The sequence below is a fragment of the Salinarimonas ramus genome (assembly GCF_014645695.1).
Lineage (GTDB): Bacteria > Pseudomonadota > Alphaproteobacteria > Rhizobiales > Beijerinckiaceae > Salinarimonas > Salinarimonas ramus.
The window spans coordinates 264,437-279,961 of record NZ_BMMF01000001.1; the positions used below are offsets into that span (position 1 = coordinate 264,437).

The window sequence follows — 15,525 nt, forward strand, 5'->3', positions numbered from 1 at the left end:
CCCTCTACCCCCACCCGCCGAGCCACGCCTTCGCCGCCGCGCGTTGGGCGCGGGCGAAGCTCTCGGCGATGCGGGCGGTCTCCTCGAAGCTGCGGGCGACGCTGTCATGGGCGAGCGCGAGCTGCGTCCGCGAAAAATCCATCGGCGTGCGGCAGGCGGCGAGGCGGACGAGGCCGGCGACCTGGCGCTCGGCCGGACCGCGCCAGGCGGCGGCGCAATCGCGCTGCAGCTGGCCGAGGCATTCGCCGAGCGACGGCTCGCCTCGCTCCGGCATCGCGGGAGGGGGCTGCGGGCACGTGCTGGCGGCCACCACCGCCGCACCCGAGACCCAGGCGTCTGCCGAAAGCCTCGCACGCGGCTCGACGGAGCGGACACGACGGACGGCGCCGATGCGGCGGGCGGCGGGCTCGAACTCGACGACCTTGCTCACGCGGCGTCCCTCCGGGCATGGCGGCTGGCGATCTCCTCGACGAGGGCCGCGATCTCGCGCGCGGCCTCGCTCGCGGGAGCCGCCTCGGCCACCGAGAGCCCCTGCGCCGCGCTCTCGGCATAGACGACCCGCTGGCACAGCGCGGCGTCGAGGACGGGCATCTCGAAGGGTTCGAGCGCGCCCGCCACGTCGCGCCCGATGGCGGTGTTGGCGATCTTGCGGTTGATGACGAAGGCGCCCGTGAGCGTCTCCTTGTAGATCTGCGCCTCGCGGATCAGCTCCACGGTCTCGCGCGCGGCCCAGATGTCGTAGGGCGAGGGCTGGACCGGGATCAGCACCGTCTCGCTCGCGAGGATCGCCGCGCGGGCGAGCTCGTTGGCCCGCGGCGCACCGTCGATGACGACGGCGTCGTAGGCGGCGGCCAGCGAGGGCAGATCGCGGTGGAGGGTCGGCTTCGCCATGCCGACCACGGGAAAGAGCGGGTCGCGCTCGCGCGCGCTCGACCAGGCCAGCGCCGAGCCCTGCGGGTCCGCGTCGACGAGCAGCACGCGGGCGCCGCGCGCGACCAGGCCGGCGGCGAGGTTCACGGCGATCGTGGTCTTGCCCACGCCGCCCTTCTGGTTGAGCACGCCGACGATCATGGCTGCCGCGCCTCCTCGGTCGCGTCGAGAAGACGACGATACCAGAGCCGTCCGCCCGCGTCAGCGCGAAAGCCGCCCGCGCGAACGGCAGCGGCGCTGAACTTTCGGACGGGTGGCCGCAGATATGGGCAGCCGACGACCGCGTGGGCGCGGATGGGCCCGAGAGGTCTCAGGCGTTCAGCACCACCCGCCCCGCTTCCGCGATGTCGTAGCCGCCGAGCCGCTCGGCCGTCTCGGCGAAGGCGGGATCGAGCAGGAAGCGCATCAGGGCCTGCACCGGCGGCTCGAAATAGTCGCGTCGGCGCATGACGACGTCGAAGGGCTCGACGATGCCGAGCGGCACGAAGCCGAGCCCGGCGCCGACGGCGGCGGCGCGCACGCCGATGCCCGCGTCCGCCTCGCCGGACGCGATCAGCGCGGCGAGGTCGCCCTGCGTCTGCGCCGGGCGCGCCACCGTCTCGAGCGCGTCTGGCGCGATGCCGGCGCGGGCGCACAGGACATCGAGGAGCAAGCGCGAGCCCGCGCCCTCCGGCCGCAGGGCGACACGCGCGTTCACGCGGGCGACGTCCTCGATCCCGGAGAGCCCGAGCGGGTTGCCGGCGGCGACGAGGAGCCCCTGCTCGCGCGCGCACAAGCGGATGGAGACCACGTCCGGAAACGGCAAGGCGCGACGGATGGCTTCGACGTTGTAGGTTCGCGTCTGCGCGTCGAGGAGGTGGATGCCCGCGAGCGCGGCCTCTCCGCGGGCGAGCCGCTCCAGGCCGTCCGCGGAGCCGCGCGCCAGGACGGCGAGGCCGCTGTCGCAGGCGCGCAGCGCCCATTCCAGCAGCGGATCGGACGAGCCCGCGTAGATCGGCGGCGGCGCCGCGACGCGCGCGCCCGGCACGTCGGTATGGGCTTCGAGCCAGCGATCGACGAGGCGGCGCGGGAAGAGCAGCTTGCCGGTGGCGCGGGTGCAGGGGATCTGCCCGCGCGAGGCCATCTCGTAGACGGTGCGCTCCTTGAGCCGCAGGTAGGCCGCGACCTCGGCCGTCGTCATCAGGTCCACCGCATCCTCGCCCGTTCTGCCGCGATGCTCGCGCCGCGCGCATGTTGTGCACGCCGGCGCGGATCGGTGGAAGCGCGAATGGCGCCCGGCCGCAAGCACGGCTAGCCTCGTCTCGGGAGCCGGGCGCGTCGCGACCCGGAACGAGGAGAGGACATGCGTCAAGTCTACCCGTTCTCGGCGATCGTCGGCCAGGACGAGATGAAGCGCGCGCTCGAGATCGCGGCCGTCGACCAGTCCGTCGGCGGCGTTCTCGTCTTCGGGGATCGCGGCACCGGCAAGTCCACGGCCGTGCGTGCGCTGGCGGGGCTCCTGCCGGCGATGAAGGCCGTCGCCGGCTGCCCCTACAATTGCGATCCGGCCAAGCCCCGGGGCGCCTGCCCGTCCTGCGCTGTGCGCGAGGCACAGGGCGCGACGTTCCAGGCGGTGGAGGTCCCGGTCCCGGTGATCGACCTGCCGCTGGGCGCCACGGAGGACCGCGTCGTCGGCGCCCTCGACCTGGAGCGTGCCATCACCAAGGGCGAGAAAGCCTTCGAGCCCGGCCTGCTGGCGCGCGCCCATCGCGGCTTTCTCTATATCGACGAGGTGAACCTCCTCGAGGACCATCTCGTCGACCTCCTGCTCGACGTCGCCGCATCCGGCGAGAACGTGGTCGAGCGCGAGGGGCTTTCGGTGCGCCACCCCGCGCGCTTCGTCCTCGTCGGCTCCGGCAACCCGGAAGAGGGCGAGCTGCGCCCTCAGCTGCTCGACCGATTCGGCCTTTCGGTCGACGTCTCGACGCCGACCGACATCCCGTCCCGCGTCGAGATCGTGCGCCGGCGCGACGCCTTCGAGCGTGATCCCGACGCCTTCGTCGCCGCCTATGCGGATGCGGACGGCCGGCTTCGCCAGCGCATCGCCACGGCCCGTCGTCGCCTGCCGGAGACGACCGTCACGGAGGAGGCGTTGGAGGCCGCCGCGCGGCTGTGCGTGGCGCTGGGCACCGACGGGCTTCGCGGCGAGATCACCCTCGTGCGCGCGGCCCGCGCGCTCGCCGCGCTTGAAGGCGTGGAGGATGTCGGCACGGCGGAGATCCGCGCCGTCGCGCCGCTGTCGCTCCGCCATCGCCTGCGGCGCAATCCCCTCGACGACGCGGGCTCGGGCGTGCGCGTCGAGCGGGCGCTGGCCGAGGTGCTCCCGGAGGCGATCGCCGACACCGACGAAGCACGAACGGCGACGCCGTGAACGCGGAGGCGCCGCGCTCGATTTCCGACACCTGGCGCGCGGCGACCCGGGCGGCGGCGCTCGTCGCCATCGATCCCGTCGGCCTCGGCGGCGCCTCCCTGCGCGCCGGGCCGGGACCCGTCCGCGAGCGCTGGCTCGCGCTCCTGCGCCATCTCCTGCCGGAGGGTACGCCGATCCGCCGCGCGCCGGCGGGCATCGACGACGACCGGCTGCTCGGCGGGCTCGATCTCGTGGCGACGCTCGCGGCCGGGCGCCCCATCGTCGGGCGCGGCATCCTCGCGGAGGCGGACGGCGGCATCGTCGTCCTCGCCATGGCGGAACGCCTGCCCGGGGCCGTCGCGGGCCGGCTCGCCTCGGTGCTGGACGGGCGTGCCGTGCGGCTCGAGCGCGAGGGGCTCGCGGCGACGCTGGAGACGCATCTGGGCATCGTCGCCCTCGACGAGGGTCGCGAGGACGACGAGCGCCCGCCCGAAGCGGTGCTCGACCGCCTCGCCTTCCTGATCGACCTGGGCGACGTCTCCTTCCGCGAGACCGGCGATCCCGGCCTGACGCCGGAGGCCGTCGCCGCCGCACGCGCACGGCTCGCCGGCACGAGCGTGTCCGACGCGCAGCTCGCGGCGCTCTGCGGAGCGGCAGCGAGCGTCGCCATCCCGTCGCTGCGTGCGCCGCTCCTCGCGCTCCGCGCCGCCCGCGCGCTCGCAGCGCTCGATGCGCGTGCAGACGTGTCCGACGAGGACGTGGCGGAGGCGTTCCGGCTCGTCCTCGCCCCGCGCGCCCGCGCCTTTCCGCCGGCGGAGGCCGACGTGGACGAAGGCGAGGACGGCGCGGACGAACCCCCTCCTCCGCCCGACGATCCGCCGCCCGAGAACGACGAACCCGCAGACGAGACTTCCGAGGAGCCCGCGCAAGAGCGTCCGCTCACGGCCGACGAGCTCCAGAACCTCGTGCTGGAAGCCGCGAAGGCCGTCCTGCCGGAGGATCTGCTGGCGCAGCTGCGCTCGGGCCTGTCGGGACTCAAGACGTCGCGCGTGCGCGGCGAGACGACCGCGCGCGCCAAGGCCGGCGTGACGGGCCGCCCTGCGGGCTCGCGCCCCGGCGAGCCCAAGCGCGGCGCGCGCCTCGACCTCGTCTCCACCTTGCGTGCGGCCGCGCCCTGGCAGCCCCTGCGCAAGCGCTCGGAGCCGACCGGCCCTGGCACGCCCCGCGTCGCCGTGCGCCGCGAGGATTTCCGGGTCGGGGTGAGGAAGCCCACGATCCGCCGCACCACGATCTTCGCGGTCGACGCATCGGGCTCCTCCGCGCTCAACCGCCTCGCCGAGGCCAAGGGCGCCGTCGAGCTGCTGCTCGCGCAATGCTACGTGCGCCGCGACCGCGTCGCCCTCGTCGCCTTCCGCGACCGCGCGGCCGAGCTCGTGCTCGAACCCACCCGCTCGCTCGCCCGTGCGAAGCGCGCGCTCGCCGGCCTCGCCGGCGGCGGGGCGACGCCGCTGGCGCGCGGCATCGACGCGGCGCTCGCCTGCGCGGACGCCGTGCGGCGCAAGGGCGAGGACCCCGCCATCGTCCTGCTCACCGACGGCAAGACCAATATCGGCCGCGCCGGCACGCCCGGCCGCGAGGCCGCACGCGAGGACGCGCTGGCGGCGGCTCGGGAGGCGCGGGCGCGCGGCGTCGTCGGGCTCGTCGTCGACATCTCGCGGGCCGGCCAACCGCTGGCGCAGGAGATCGCCGCCGCCATGGGTGCCCGCTACCTCGCGCTCCCCTATGCCGACGCCGAGCGCCTCTCGCAGGCGGTCAGCGCCGCCCTGCCCCCGCAGGGCGGGTGAACGCCATGCGAAGCCGGCTCGACTGGGAGCGGGACGGGCGAGACTGGCCCAACCGCGAGGCCTCGTCCTTCGTGCGCGCCGCGGGCATGACCTGGCACGTCCAGCGCATGGGCCCCGTCTCCGCGGGAGACGCGGGCCGCCCCACCCTCCTCCTCGTCCACGGCACCGCCGCCGCGACGCATTCCTGGCGCGACCTGATGCCGGCGCTCGCGGCGGAATGCGACGTGATCGCCTGCGACCTCCCCGGCCACGGCTTCACCGAGCCCATGGCCCACGGGCGCCCGAGCCTCCACGACATGGCGCGGGCGCTGGCCGATCTCCTCGCCGCGCTCGACGCGCGCCCGGACCTCGTCGTCGGGCATTCAGCCGGGGCGGCGCTCCTCGTGCGCATGGCGCTCGATCGGCTGATCGCGCCGGCGGGCATCGTCTCGCTCAACGGCGCGCTGATGCCCTTCGACGGCATGGCCGGGCGCTTCTTCTCGCCGCTCGCCAAGATGATGGCGCTCAACCCCTTCGTGCCGCGCTTCGTCTCGGCGAGCGCGTCGGACCGCGCGGGCGTCGAGCGCCTCATCCGCAACACCGGCTCGAGCCTCGACGAACGCGGCGTCGAGCTCTATCGCCGCCTCGTCGCCGATCCCGGCCATGTCCAGGGCGCGCTCGCCATGATGGCGCATTGGGATCTCGACGCGCTCGGCCGCGACCTGCCCAAGCTCGCGACGCCGCTCCTCCTCGTCGTGGGCGATCGCGACAAGGCCGTCTCGCCGGAGGACGCGCGGCGCGTGCGCCGCCTCGTGCGCCATGCGGAGATCCGCACGATGAAGGGCGCGGGCCACCTCGCCCACGAGGAGCGGCCGCAGGAGGCGGCGGAGCTGATCCTCGGCGAGGCCCGCGTGCGCGGGCTTTTCACGGAATCTCCGGGTTGATCCTCCTTCGAACCGCTCCATAAAACTCCCCCGTGCGGCTGTGCTTTTCCCGGGCTCGCGCGTTGTCCAGCGGCTCCGGGAGCGCGCACAGGCACGCACCGGCGACCAAGACCGATCGACAGGGAGACGGAAACCCCATGCGTATCAGCACTCTCGCCGCCGCGCTCGCGGCGACCCTCGCCGCCCCCGGCTTCGCGCTCGCCCAGGATGCGGCGGGTGATCCGGAGGCGGGCCAGCGCGTCTTCAACCAGTGCCGCGCCTGCCATCAGGTGGGCGAGAACGCCCGCAACATGGTCGGGCCCGTGCTCAACAACCTCTTCGGCCGCGAGAGCGCGAGCATCGAGGACTACAATTATTCCCAGGCCATGCAGGACTACGACGTGACCTGGACCCACGAGACCTTCCGCACCTACATCAAGGACCCGCGCGGCGAGGTGCCCGGCACCAAGATGGTCTATCCGGGCCTGAAGGACGACGAGCAGATCACCAACCTCATCGCCTATCTCGAGCAGTTCGACGAGGACACCTCCGACAACACCTCCCAGTGAGGCGACCCGGCCCCGAGACGGGGCCCGTCGCGGCGCGCGGAACGGCCGCGCGCCGCCGAGCGTTGCCGTCGCGCCGATCACCGAGGAGAGCGCGATGGCTGACGAGACGCGAAACGAGTTCACCCGCCCAATACCCCTCACGCTCGCCATCGTGGCCGCCATCGGGTGGGTCGTCGCGATCTGGGCGCTCGTTTCCGCCAACACCACGGAACAGGATTTCGCGAGCCGCCTCGCCATGCTCGAGGAGGAGCGCACGGTCGCCGTGAGCTCGCTCGAGGAGCAGCGGGCCGCGACCGGCGACCTCGAGGCGATCGAGGTCCGCGTCGCCGATGCCGAGACGCGCCTGTCCGAGATCGAGACGCAGGAGACCGCCGCCACCGAGCGTGCCGAGGCGTTGCAGGCCGACATCACCGCCCGCGAGGAGCATCTCGCGGCGCTCGAGGAGGACATCGCCGCGCAGGAGGAGACCTATTCCGCCCGCCAGGAGGAGATCACCGGCTGGCGCGAGGAGATCGAGGCGGCGCGTGCCCAGCTGAGCCAGCTCGAGAACGACCTCGCGGCCCGGTCGCAGGAGGTCGCCGACGTCGGAGGTCGCCTGGAGGAGCTGCGCGCTCAGGAGGCGGAGGTCCGCGACAACCTCGCCGGCTTCGCCGACGAGGCAGCCACTCGCTCGCAGGCGGCCGCCGACGCGGAGGCGCGCATCCAGGCCGCCCGCGAGGCCGAGGCCGCGGCGCGCGAGCAGATCGCCGCGCTGGAAGAGCAGCTCCAGGCGCTGGAGGCCCAGGTCGACGCCGCCCGCGAGCGCATCACGCCGGCGCTCGGCACCACCGAGCCGCAGCCCGCGGCGCAGCCGCAGGCCGAGCAGCAGGGCCAGGCGCCGTCGCAGCCCGACACGAACACGACGCAGTCGCTCTCGCAGGGCACGACGGACGGCACCACGGGTGCCGGGCGTCCCGACTGCCGCTTCGGTGCGGACGGCTGGACCTGCGAACCCGCCGAGTGACGCCGATCGGAGGCGCGGGCCGCCCGCGCCTCCTTTTCACCCGCGCACGCCTCGTCTATCGTCGGCTCGACCGCGCCCCCCGGGCGCCACCCACCGACAGCCGCGAGAGACCATGCAGCGCGCCATTTCCGTCGTCCGCCGTGCCGCCGTGAAGCCGGAGAAGGTGGTCGACACCGTCACCCTCGACCACGAAGGCCGCAACCGCCGGCGCATCGCGCTCACGGGCGATGACGGCCTCGCCTTCCTCCTCGATCTCGACAAGGCGATCGCGCTCGCCGACGGCGACGCCGTGAAGCTCGAGGACGGCTCCCTCGTGCGGGTGAAGGCGGCGGCGCAGCCGCTCCTCGAGATCACCGCCGAGAACCCGCTGCGCCTCGTGCGCCTCGCCTGGCACATCGGCAACCGCCACACGCCCGCCGAGATCACGGCGGAGGCGATCTACATCGAGCGCGACCACGTGCTGGCCGAGATGGTCCGCGGCCAGGGCGGCCTCGCCCGCGAGGTCGAGCGCCCCTTCCACCCCGAGCGCGGCGCCTACGACCACGATTGCGGGCACGACCACGGGCATGGTCACTCGCACGGGCATTCGCACGGGCACGGGCATCACCACCATCATCATGGCCACGATCACGCGCACGATCATGGCCATGCCCACGGCCACGGCCACGGTCACGATCACCATCACGACCACTGACCGGCGGTCCGGACGCCGATGGCCCTCTCCCTCCCCCTGCTGATCTGGACCTCCCCCTCCTTCCCCGTGGGCGCGTTCGCCTACTCGCACGGGCTCGAATGGGCGCAGGAGGCGGGGGACGTGACGGATGCGGAGAGTCTCGCGAGCTGGCTCGGCGATCTCCTCGCCCACGGCGCGCCGCGCAACGACGCGATCCTGTGCGCCGAGGCCTGGCGCGGCGCGCAGGAGCCGGCGCGGCTCGCGGAGCTGGCCGAGCTCGCCGTGGCGCTCTCGCCCTCCGCCGAGCGGCGGCTGGAGACGATCACCCAGGGCAACGCCTTCCTCTCCGTGTGCGCGGCCTCCTGGCCCTGCCCGGCGCTCGACGCGTATCGCGCGGACGCCGGCGAGGCGGACACGCCGCTTCCCGTCGCCTTCGGCCTCGTCGCCGCGGGGCACGGGCTGCCGCTCGACGAGACGCTCGACGCGCTCGGGCTCGGCTTCGTGCAAAACCTCGTCTCGGCCGCGGTCAGGCTCGGCATCGTCGGGCAGACGCGGGCGCAGGCCGTGGTGGCCTCGCTCTTGCCTACGATCCGCGAGCGCGCGGAGGCCGCCGCCGGCGAGACGCTCGACGATCTCGGATCGGCGGTGTTCCGCGCCGACCTCGGAGCGCTGCTCCACGAGACGCAATACACACGCCTGTTCCGATCCTGAGAGGAAAACGCCCGATGGCCCCGACGTCCCCCTCCCCCCACGGTCCGCTCCGCGTCGGGATCGGCGGCCCCGTCGGCACCGGCAAGACGGCGCTGATGGAGGCGCTGTGCAAGCGCTTCGCCGGGCGTTACGACCTGTGCGCCATCACCAACGACATCTACACCAAGGAGGACGCGCGCCTCCTCACGGTGGCCGGCGCGCTTCCCGAGGAGCGGATCATGGGCGTGGAGACGGGCGGCTGCCCGCACACGGCGATCCGCGAGGACTGCTCCATCAACCTCGCCGCCATCGACGCGATGACGAAGCGCTTCCCCACGCTCGACCTGATCCTGCTCGAATCGGGCGGCGACAATCTCGCCGCCACCTTCTCCCCCGAGCTCGCGGACATCACCGTCTACGTCATCGACGTGTCGGGCGGCGAGAAGATCCCGCGCAAGGGCGGGCCGGGCATCACCCGCTCGGACCTCCTCGTCATCAACAAGATCGACCTCGCCCCCCACGTGGGCGCGAGCCTCGCGGTGATGGAGGAGGATTCCGCCCGCATGCGCGGCAAGCGTCCCTTCGTCTTCGCCAACATGCGCACCGGCGAGGGCGTGGACGCCATCGCACGCTTCATCGAGGAGGCGGGCGGGCTGGCGGCGAAGGCCGCCTGAGGGCGCGCTTCTTGCGAGCCGCGTCGATACGCGGATCGAGTGACGAACGAGACGAGGGGGCGATGATGAAGTTTTCGGCATTGGGCGCGGCAGCGCTGCTCGTCATGGCTGCGAGCCCGGCACTGGCCCATGTGGGCCACCATCCGACGGACGGCTTCGCCGCCGGGCTGACCCATCCGCTGACGGGCCTCGACCATCTCCTGGCGATTGTGGCGGTGGGGCTGTGGGCGGGCCTCGTCGGCGGACGGGCGCTCTGGGCCTGGCCCGCCGCCTTCGTCGCGGCGATGACGGCCGCCGCGCTCTACGGCATGGTCGGACCCTGGCTGCCGGGCGTCGAGCTCGCCATCGCGGGCTCCGTCCTCGCCCTCGGCCTCGCGGTGGCGCTGCGGCTCTCGGCGCCCGTCGTCCTCGGCGCCGTCACCTGCGGAGCCTTCGCGCTGGCCCACGGCTACGCCCACGGTGCGGAGCTTCCCCTCGGCGCCGGCGCGGGCGCGTACGTGGCGGGCTTCGTCCTGGCGACGGCCGGGCTGCACGGGCTCGGGCTGGCGCTCGGGCGGCTTCTCGCCAGGGACGTGCCGCACTGGGCCACGCGCGGCGCCGGCGCGGCGGTGGCAGCCACGGGTCTCGTGCTGATGATGGGGTGAGCAGCCCCGACCGCCACGCGCCTCAGAGGTAGTTCACCAGCGACAGGCGCGAGAGGATCGCGGTCGTCTGGAAGCTCGCCTGCAGGCGTGTCTGCAGGTTCAGGAGGGAGACGGCCGCCTCCTCGGTCGACACCAGCTCGACGTCGTCGAGCGCCTCGCGCAGGAGCGAGGAGCTCGCCTCCTGGCGCTCCTTCACGGCGGCGATGCTGGCCTGGGCGCGCCCGAGATCCATGGCGATGTCGCGCGGCTGCGGGTGGCTCGGCGACAGCAGGTCCGCCACGCGCGCGGAGAGCGCGGCGTAATCCTCCTGCGTCATCTGCGTCTCGTCGGCGGCGGCGAGCGCGCCGAGCGAGATCAGGAGATTGCGGAAGCCCGGCTCGTCGACGCGCGCACCGATGGCGACGCTCTGTCCCTCGTCCACGCGGGCCGTCACGCTCGCACGCGCATCCGCCGTCTCCGCCGCCGGCGTGCCGAGGGCGGGCGTCGATTCGGAGCCCGCCGGGCGCCAGTTCGCGCCGTCGAAATAGTTCGTCACCGCCGTGATGATGGCATCCGGATCGGTGGGATCGGGCACGATCGCCGCGACGGCCGCGCGCAGGTCCGTGAATATCTCCTGATAGGCCTCCATCGGCCGCGTGTCGCTGGCGCGCCCGGCGAAGACGTAGCGGCCGTTCACGTCGGAGTTCAGGATCTCGACCGCGAAGGCGAGGTTGTTGCGCGCGAGCGCGGCCTCCTGCGGCGTGCCGGTGGCGTCGACGATGCCCGAGAGCGGCTCCATGGCGGCGGAGCGCGTCTTCGAGGCGATCTTCTCCAGCCCCTCGACTGAGCTCATCATCACCTTGAGCCGCAGGTCCGCGCTCGTGATCGTATCGCCGTAGCTCTCGTAGGCGGAGAGCCGCGCGCGCAGGTCGAGCGAGGCGCGCCGCTCGAAGCCGAGGCCGGAATAGGTGTCGGATCGCTTGCCGGTGGCCATCTGCCGCTCGAGCGTCTCGGCGGACTTGCGCATCTCGACGAACATCCGCGCGGTCTCGCGGGAGTTGAACGAGCCGGCGGCGAACGGGGTGATCGTGCTCATCTCTCAGTCCCCTCAGATCCGCATCAGAACGTCCATCATCTCGCGCACCGCCGACATCACCCGGGCGTTCGCCCCGTAGGCGGTCTGCAGCTGCACGAGCTGGGCCATCTCCTCGTCGACGTTGACGCCCGAGACGTTCGCGAAGCGACCCTCCACGGCGGCGAGCGCGACGCGCTGGCCCTCGTCGAGGCGGGACGCGCTCGCGGCGGCGGCGCCCTGGACCTCGATGGTCCGGCGCACCGCCGAGGAGAGGTCCGCGCGGAAGGGCGAGGCGCCGGAGAGCCCGGCGTCGGAGGCGATGGTCTGCGCGCGGGCGAGGCCGTCGCGCATGGCGGCGGGGCGCGTGGCATCGCCGGCGAGGCCGTTGACGAGGAGGCTCGGGTCGTTGCGCACCGTCCCGTTCACCTGGATGCGCTGCGCGAAGCCGGTGATCGGGTCGGGCGTGCCGACGCCGGTGAAGGGAGCGTTCCCCGCATCCGTGAAGAAGGCGAAGGGGCCGGTGCCGGCGAGCGTCGGGTCGGCGTTGGTGCTCGACGCCGAGACGACGAGGCCGCCGGCCGGCACCGTCACCGTGCTACCGGCGAAGCCGCCGCCGATGGCGCCGAGCGCCGTATCGAGCTCGGCCTGCGTGCCGCTGAAGCGCTGGAAGCGACCGTTCACCGTCAGGTCTACCGTGAGCGGCTCGGTGAAGGCGGAGAGGTCGAAGGTCGTGCCGCCCGTCTGCGTGACGGTGAGCCCCGTATCCGAGAAGGCGCGGGAAAGGCCCGCCGCCAGCTCGTCGAGCTGGCGCTGCGCCTGGACCAGCGTCTCGTCGCGCATCTCGAACGCGGCGGCGAGAGCGCCCGAGCGCAGCCCGCCCGCGGCGAGGAGATCGGTGGGCGTGCCGCCCGGCGACATGATCGACAGCACGCCAACCGAAGGCGGGCTCGTATCGGCGCGCATGGCGGGCGTGAGGGTCGAGCGCGCGTCGAAGCGCAGCTCCAGCGCCCGTACGCCGTCGAACAGCGCCTGGCCGGCTCCGGTGGAGACCGTGACGCTGCCGTCCGCCGCCGGCTGGACGCGAATGTCCATGAGCCGGGAGAGCTCGCCGACGAGCCGGTCGCGCTCGTCCGCGAGCGGCGCCGTCGACCCGCCCTCGACGATGGTGCGGTTCACGCGCTCGATGCCGCCGAGGAGCGCGTTCGCCTCGTCGACCATGGTCGCGATGCGCCCCTCCGCCTCCGTGCGCAGCGCCTGGACGCCGTTCGCGATGTTGCCGATGCGCGCGGCGAGCGTGCCGCCGGCCTCGATGACGCCGGAGCGCGTGGTGGGGTTGGCGGGGTCGTCGACGAGGCGATCGACCGCGCCCGAGAGCGCGTTCGTCAGCGTGTCGAGGGCGCTGGCGGAGCCCGGCGGGCCGTAGAGCCGCTCGAGCGCGCCCGACATGGTCGCGCGAAGGCCCGTGTATCCGGCGCCCGAGGTCTCCTGCCAGAGGCTGCGCTGGAGAACGCGGTCGAGCACCCGCTGGATCTCGCCCGTGCGAACGCCGGCGGAACGATCGCCGGCGACCTGCTCGACGGGCTGGAGGCGCCGCTTGGTGTAGCCGGCGCTGTCGGCGTTGGCGACGTTCTGAGAGACGAGCGCGATGCCGGCCTGCGTCGACCGGAGGCCCGACACGGCACTGCTCAAAGCGGACATCAATGTCATGGCCCGACCTCGCTCTCGACCCGGGGGGCGAGACCCGGGTGGCTTTCTGCCAGCAAGGACGATGCCACGGGAAAAGTGTTATTTTTGCTTTGCAGCGATCGCCGAGAGGCTTGCGCATCCGGCAGATTCTGCCCGGTCGCGGGAAGAATCTGCCGGACGAGGTGCTCGCCGGACGTCAGGCGGCGGCGCGGACCTCCGCCAGGGCCTCGAGCATCAGCGCCGCGGCGCGCTCGCTCGACATCGGGTTCTGGCCCGTGACGATGCGCCCGTCGCGCACCGCATAGGACGTGAAGGGTCCGCCCTTCTCGAAGCGGGCGCCGAGCGCGACGAGGCGGCTCTCCAGCAGGAAGGGCACCGTGTCCACGAGCCCGACCTTCGCCTCCTCCTCGTCGGTGAAGCCGTTGATGCGCACGCCCTCGACGAGCGGGCGCCCGTCGGGCCGCGTCGCGCCGACGAACCCGGCGGGTCCGTGGCACACCGAGCCGACGATTCCGCCGGCGGCGTGAATCGTCGAGACCGCACGAGCCAAGGCCGCGTTGTCGGGAAAGTCCCACATCGTGCCGTGGCCGCCCGGCAGGAAGACGGCGTCGTAGCCCGACGGATCCACGTCGGCGATCGCGATGGTTCGGGAGAGCGCATCCATCGCGGCCTCGTCGGCGAGGAGGCGGCGCACGTCGGAGGGGCGCTTGGCCTCGTCGGCATCGAGGCTCGCGGGATCCGCCTTCGGCGCGCCGCCGGCGATCGAGGCGATCTCCACGGTGTGGCCGGCGTCGACGAAGGCGTAGTAGGGCGCGGCGAGCTCCTCGTAATAGTAGCCCGTCGCCTTGCCCGTGTCGCCGAGCGTGTGGTGGGACGTCAGCACGATGAGGATGCGAGCCATGGGGGAATATCTCCTTTGCGGACGCACGTCCGCGCGTTCTCGGGTGATCGGAAGACACGGGAACGCGCGCGGCCGCGGAAAGGTCGACCGCATCGCGGGGCGTTGCGGTCACGGTCGCGCGAGCGTCGGCGGCGAGAGATCCGGAGAGGGGGGCGAAGGCCAGGCGTGCCGGCTGGAGCCGAGGCGCGCCGTCACTCCTCCACGCGGGTCCAGCCCTGCGAGAGGAGGCGTTCCTGAGGCATGAAGCGGGCCTTGTAGGCCATCTTGCGCGAGCCGCGCACCCAATAGCCGAGATAGACGTACGGCAGACCCATGGCGCGGGCGCGGGCGATGTGGTCGAGGATGACGAAGGTGCCGAGCGAGCGCGAGGCGAGCTCGGGATCGTAGAACGAGTAGACCATGGACAGCCCGTCGGCGAGGACGTCCGTCAGGCACACGGCGACGATCGGCCCCTCCCCGCGCCCGTTGATGAACGTGTCCGGGCCGCGGCGGCGATACTCGACGACCTTCGTCTCGATGTGGCTGTCCTCCACCATCATCGCGTAGTCGAGCACGGTCATGTCCACCATGCCGCCGTCGGAATGGCGGCTGTCGAGATAGCGGCGGAAGAGGGAATATTGATCACTCGTCGCCTGGTTCGGCATGGTGGCGCCGACGAGGTCGGCATTGGCCTTGCCGATGCGGCGCAGGTTGCGCGAGGGCTCGAACTCCGCCACCGGCACGCGCACGGACACGCAGGCCCGGCAGGTCTCGCAGGCGGGCCGGTACGCGATCGTCTGCGAGCGGCGAAAGCCGCCATGGGTGAGGATGTCGTTGAGCTCGCCCGCACGCCGCCCCACGAGGTGCGTGAACACCTTGCGCTCCTCCTGACCGGGAAGGTAGGGGCAGGGCGAGGGTGCCGTCAGGAAGAATTGCGGCGTTTCGCGGGAATGGCTCGTCACGCGGGTCTGACCTCGGCGAAGCGCGTCCGAACGGCTTTGACTGACGATACCATTCCCGGACGCGCCAACAAGCGCTTTTGCGTGCGCGATGCACGCCCGACGCTGCAATTTCGGGACGATAGGCGCGCGTCAGGTGGTCGCGTCGGCGCGGGTGACGATGATGTCGACGAGGAGATCGTGGCCCATCCGGCGGTCGTCGCGGGCGACGCCGACGACGACGTCGAGGAGCCACAGGAAGAACGTCGAGGTCGCGACCCAGAACAGCAGCGCGTGCACGGCGGCCGTGATGCCGTCGACGCGGCCGCTCGACTGCACGCGCGCGACGCGAAGCCCCATCATCCGCATGCCGATGGTCGCCTGGTTCGGCCCACCCACCGTCATCGCCGAATAGAGGAGGCCCACTGCCGGCACCAGGATCGCGAACAGCAGCCAGGCGAGGCCCAGCGTCAGAACGCCGAGCACCAGGATCGCCAGCGAGAACAGGATGACGAGCGCGCCGATGACGATCATGTCGAGACAGAAGGCGAAGAGGCGGCGCGAAAGCACGCCGTCCGTCGCGATGCGGATCTCGTAGCTCGGCCGCGGGGCCGGGAGGTCGGGATTGCGCTCGGTCGTGCTCATGTCG

The 15,525-nt window shown here is 72.9% G+C and carries 17 protein-coding genes; 9 read left to right on the forward strand and 8 right to left on the reverse strand.

The features are described 5' to 3' along the window. Positions 1-4: 4 nt before the first annotated feature. The 3 genes from IEX89_RS01270 to IEX89_RS01280 form a co-directional block, all read right to left on the reverse strand. Positions 5-430, reverse strand: a complete 426-nt coding sequence (locus IEX89_RS01270; RefSeq protein WP_188908662.1) for a hypothetical protein — start codon at positions 428-430, stop codon at positions 5-7. Then, positions 427-1,071 carry a ParA family partition ATPase gene (gene parA, locus IEX89_RS01275; protein WP_188908664.1) on the reverse strand — a complete coding sequence of 215 codons (645 nt, stop codon included), beginning with the start codon at positions 1,069-1,071 and terminating at the stop codon, positions 427-429. The genes IEX89_RS01270 and parA overlap by 4 nt, the downstream gene beginning before the upstream one ends. A 169-nt stretch (positions 1,072-1,240) precedes the next feature. Next, positions 1,241-2,110 (reverse strand): substrate-binding domain-containing protein, encoded by an 870-nt coding sequence (locus IEX89_RS01280; RefSeq protein WP_188908666.1) that lies wholly within the window; start codon positions 2,108-2,110, stop codon positions 1,241-1,243. 162 nt (positions 2,111-2,272) lie between these two features. On the opposite strand from IEX89_RS01280, the gene bchI reads away from it, so the two are divergent. From bchI to IEX89_RS01325, 9 genes are all read left to right on the forward strand, one after another. Beyond that, complete coding sequence (gene bchI, locus IEX89_RS01285) at positions 2,273-3,340, forward strand: magnesium chelatase ATPase subunit I (RefSeq protein WP_188908668.1); 1,068 nt, start codon at positions 2,273-2,275, stop codon at positions 3,338-3,340. Further along, a complete protein-coding gene (locus tag IEX89_RS01290; RefSeq protein ID WP_188908670.1) occupies positions 3,337-5,163 on the forward strand; it encodes a magnesium chelatase subunit D in 1,827 nt (608 codons plus the stop codon). Before bchI ends, IEX89_RS01290 begins: the two co-directional genes overlap by 4 nt. Positions 5,164-5,168: 5 nt before the next feature. After that, positions 5,169-6,086, forward strand: coding sequence for an alpha/beta fold hydrolase BchO (gene bchO / locus IEX89_RS01295; RefSeq protein WP_188908672.1), 918 nt, complete (start codon positions 5,169-5,171; stop codon positions 6,084-6,086). Positions 6,087-6,223: 137 nt separating this feature from the next. After that, positions 6,224-6,634 carry a c-type cytochrome gene (locus IEX89_RS01300; protein WP_188908674.1) on the forward strand — a complete coding sequence of 137 codons (411 nt, stop codon included), beginning with the start codon at positions 6,224-6,226 and terminating at the stop codon, positions 6,632-6,634. Between the two features lie 94 nt (positions 6,635-6,728). Continuing rightward, entirely contained in the window at positions 6,729-7,637 is a 909-nt protein-coding gene (locus IEX89_RS01305; protein ID WP_188908676.1) for a coiled-coil domain-containing protein, read from the forward strand. 112 nt (positions 7,638-7,749) lie between these two features. Next, positions 7,750-8,331, forward strand: coding sequence for an urease accessory protein UreE (locus IEX89_RS01310; RefSeq protein ID WP_188908678.1), 582 nt, complete (start codon positions 7,750-7,752; stop codon positions 8,329-8,331). Positions 8,332-8,349: 18 nt separating this feature from the next. Further along, entirely contained in the window at positions 8,350-9,021 is a 672-nt protein-coding gene (locus IEX89_RS01315; RefSeq protein ID WP_188908680.1) for an urease accessory protein UreF, read from the forward strand. Positions 9,022-9,035: 14 nt separating this feature from the next. After that, the gene (gene ureG / locus IEX89_RS01320; protein WP_188908681.1) at positions 9,036-9,674 is read left to right on the forward strand and encodes an urease accessory protein UreG; all 639 of its coding nucleotides are present in this window, start codon (positions 9,036-9,038) and stop codon (positions 9,672-9,674) included. Between the two features lie 62 nt (positions 9,675-9,736). Next, positions 9,737-10,318 (forward strand): HupE/UreJ family protein, encoded by a 582-nt coding sequence (locus tag IEX89_RS01325; RefSeq protein ID WP_308423800.1) that lies wholly within the window; start codon positions 9,737-9,739, stop codon positions 10,316-10,318. A 22-nt stretch (positions 10,319-10,340) separates the two neighbouring features. Here the strand turns inward: IEX89_RS01325 and IEX89_RS01330 are convergent, their stop codons facing one another. From IEX89_RS01330 to IEX89_RS01350, 5 genes are all read right to left on the reverse strand, one after another. Beyond that, complete coding sequence (locus IEX89_RS01330) at positions 10,341-11,393, reverse strand: flagellin family protein (RefSeq protein ID WP_188908683.1); 1,053 nt, start codon at positions 11,391-11,393, stop codon at positions 10,341-10,343. 12 nt (positions 11,394-11,405) lie between these two features. Beyond that, complete coding sequence (gene flgK, locus IEX89_RS01335; RefSeq protein ID WP_188908685.1) at positions 11,406-13,079, reverse strand: flagellar hook-associated protein FlgK; 1,674 nt, start codon at positions 13,077-13,079, stop codon at positions 11,406-11,408. Positions 13,080-13,254: 175 nt separating this feature from the next. Next, complete coding sequence (locus tag IEX89_RS01340; protein ID WP_188908687.1) at positions 13,255-13,959, reverse strand: type 1 glutamine amidotransferase domain-containing protein; 705 nt, start codon at positions 13,957-13,959, stop codon at positions 13,255-13,257. A 191-nt stretch (positions 13,960-14,150) separates the two neighbouring features. Continuing rightward, entirely contained in the window at positions 14,151-14,900 is a 750-nt protein-coding gene (locus IEX89_RS01345; protein WP_188908688.1) for an arginyltransferase, read from the reverse strand. Between the two features lie 129 nt (positions 14,901-15,029). Then, positions 15,030-15,521 (reverse strand): RDD family protein, encoded by a 492-nt coding sequence (locus tag IEX89_RS01350; protein WP_188908690.1) that lies wholly within the window; start codon positions 15,519-15,521, stop codon positions 15,030-15,032. Positions 15,522-15,525 lie beyond the last annotated feature (4 nt).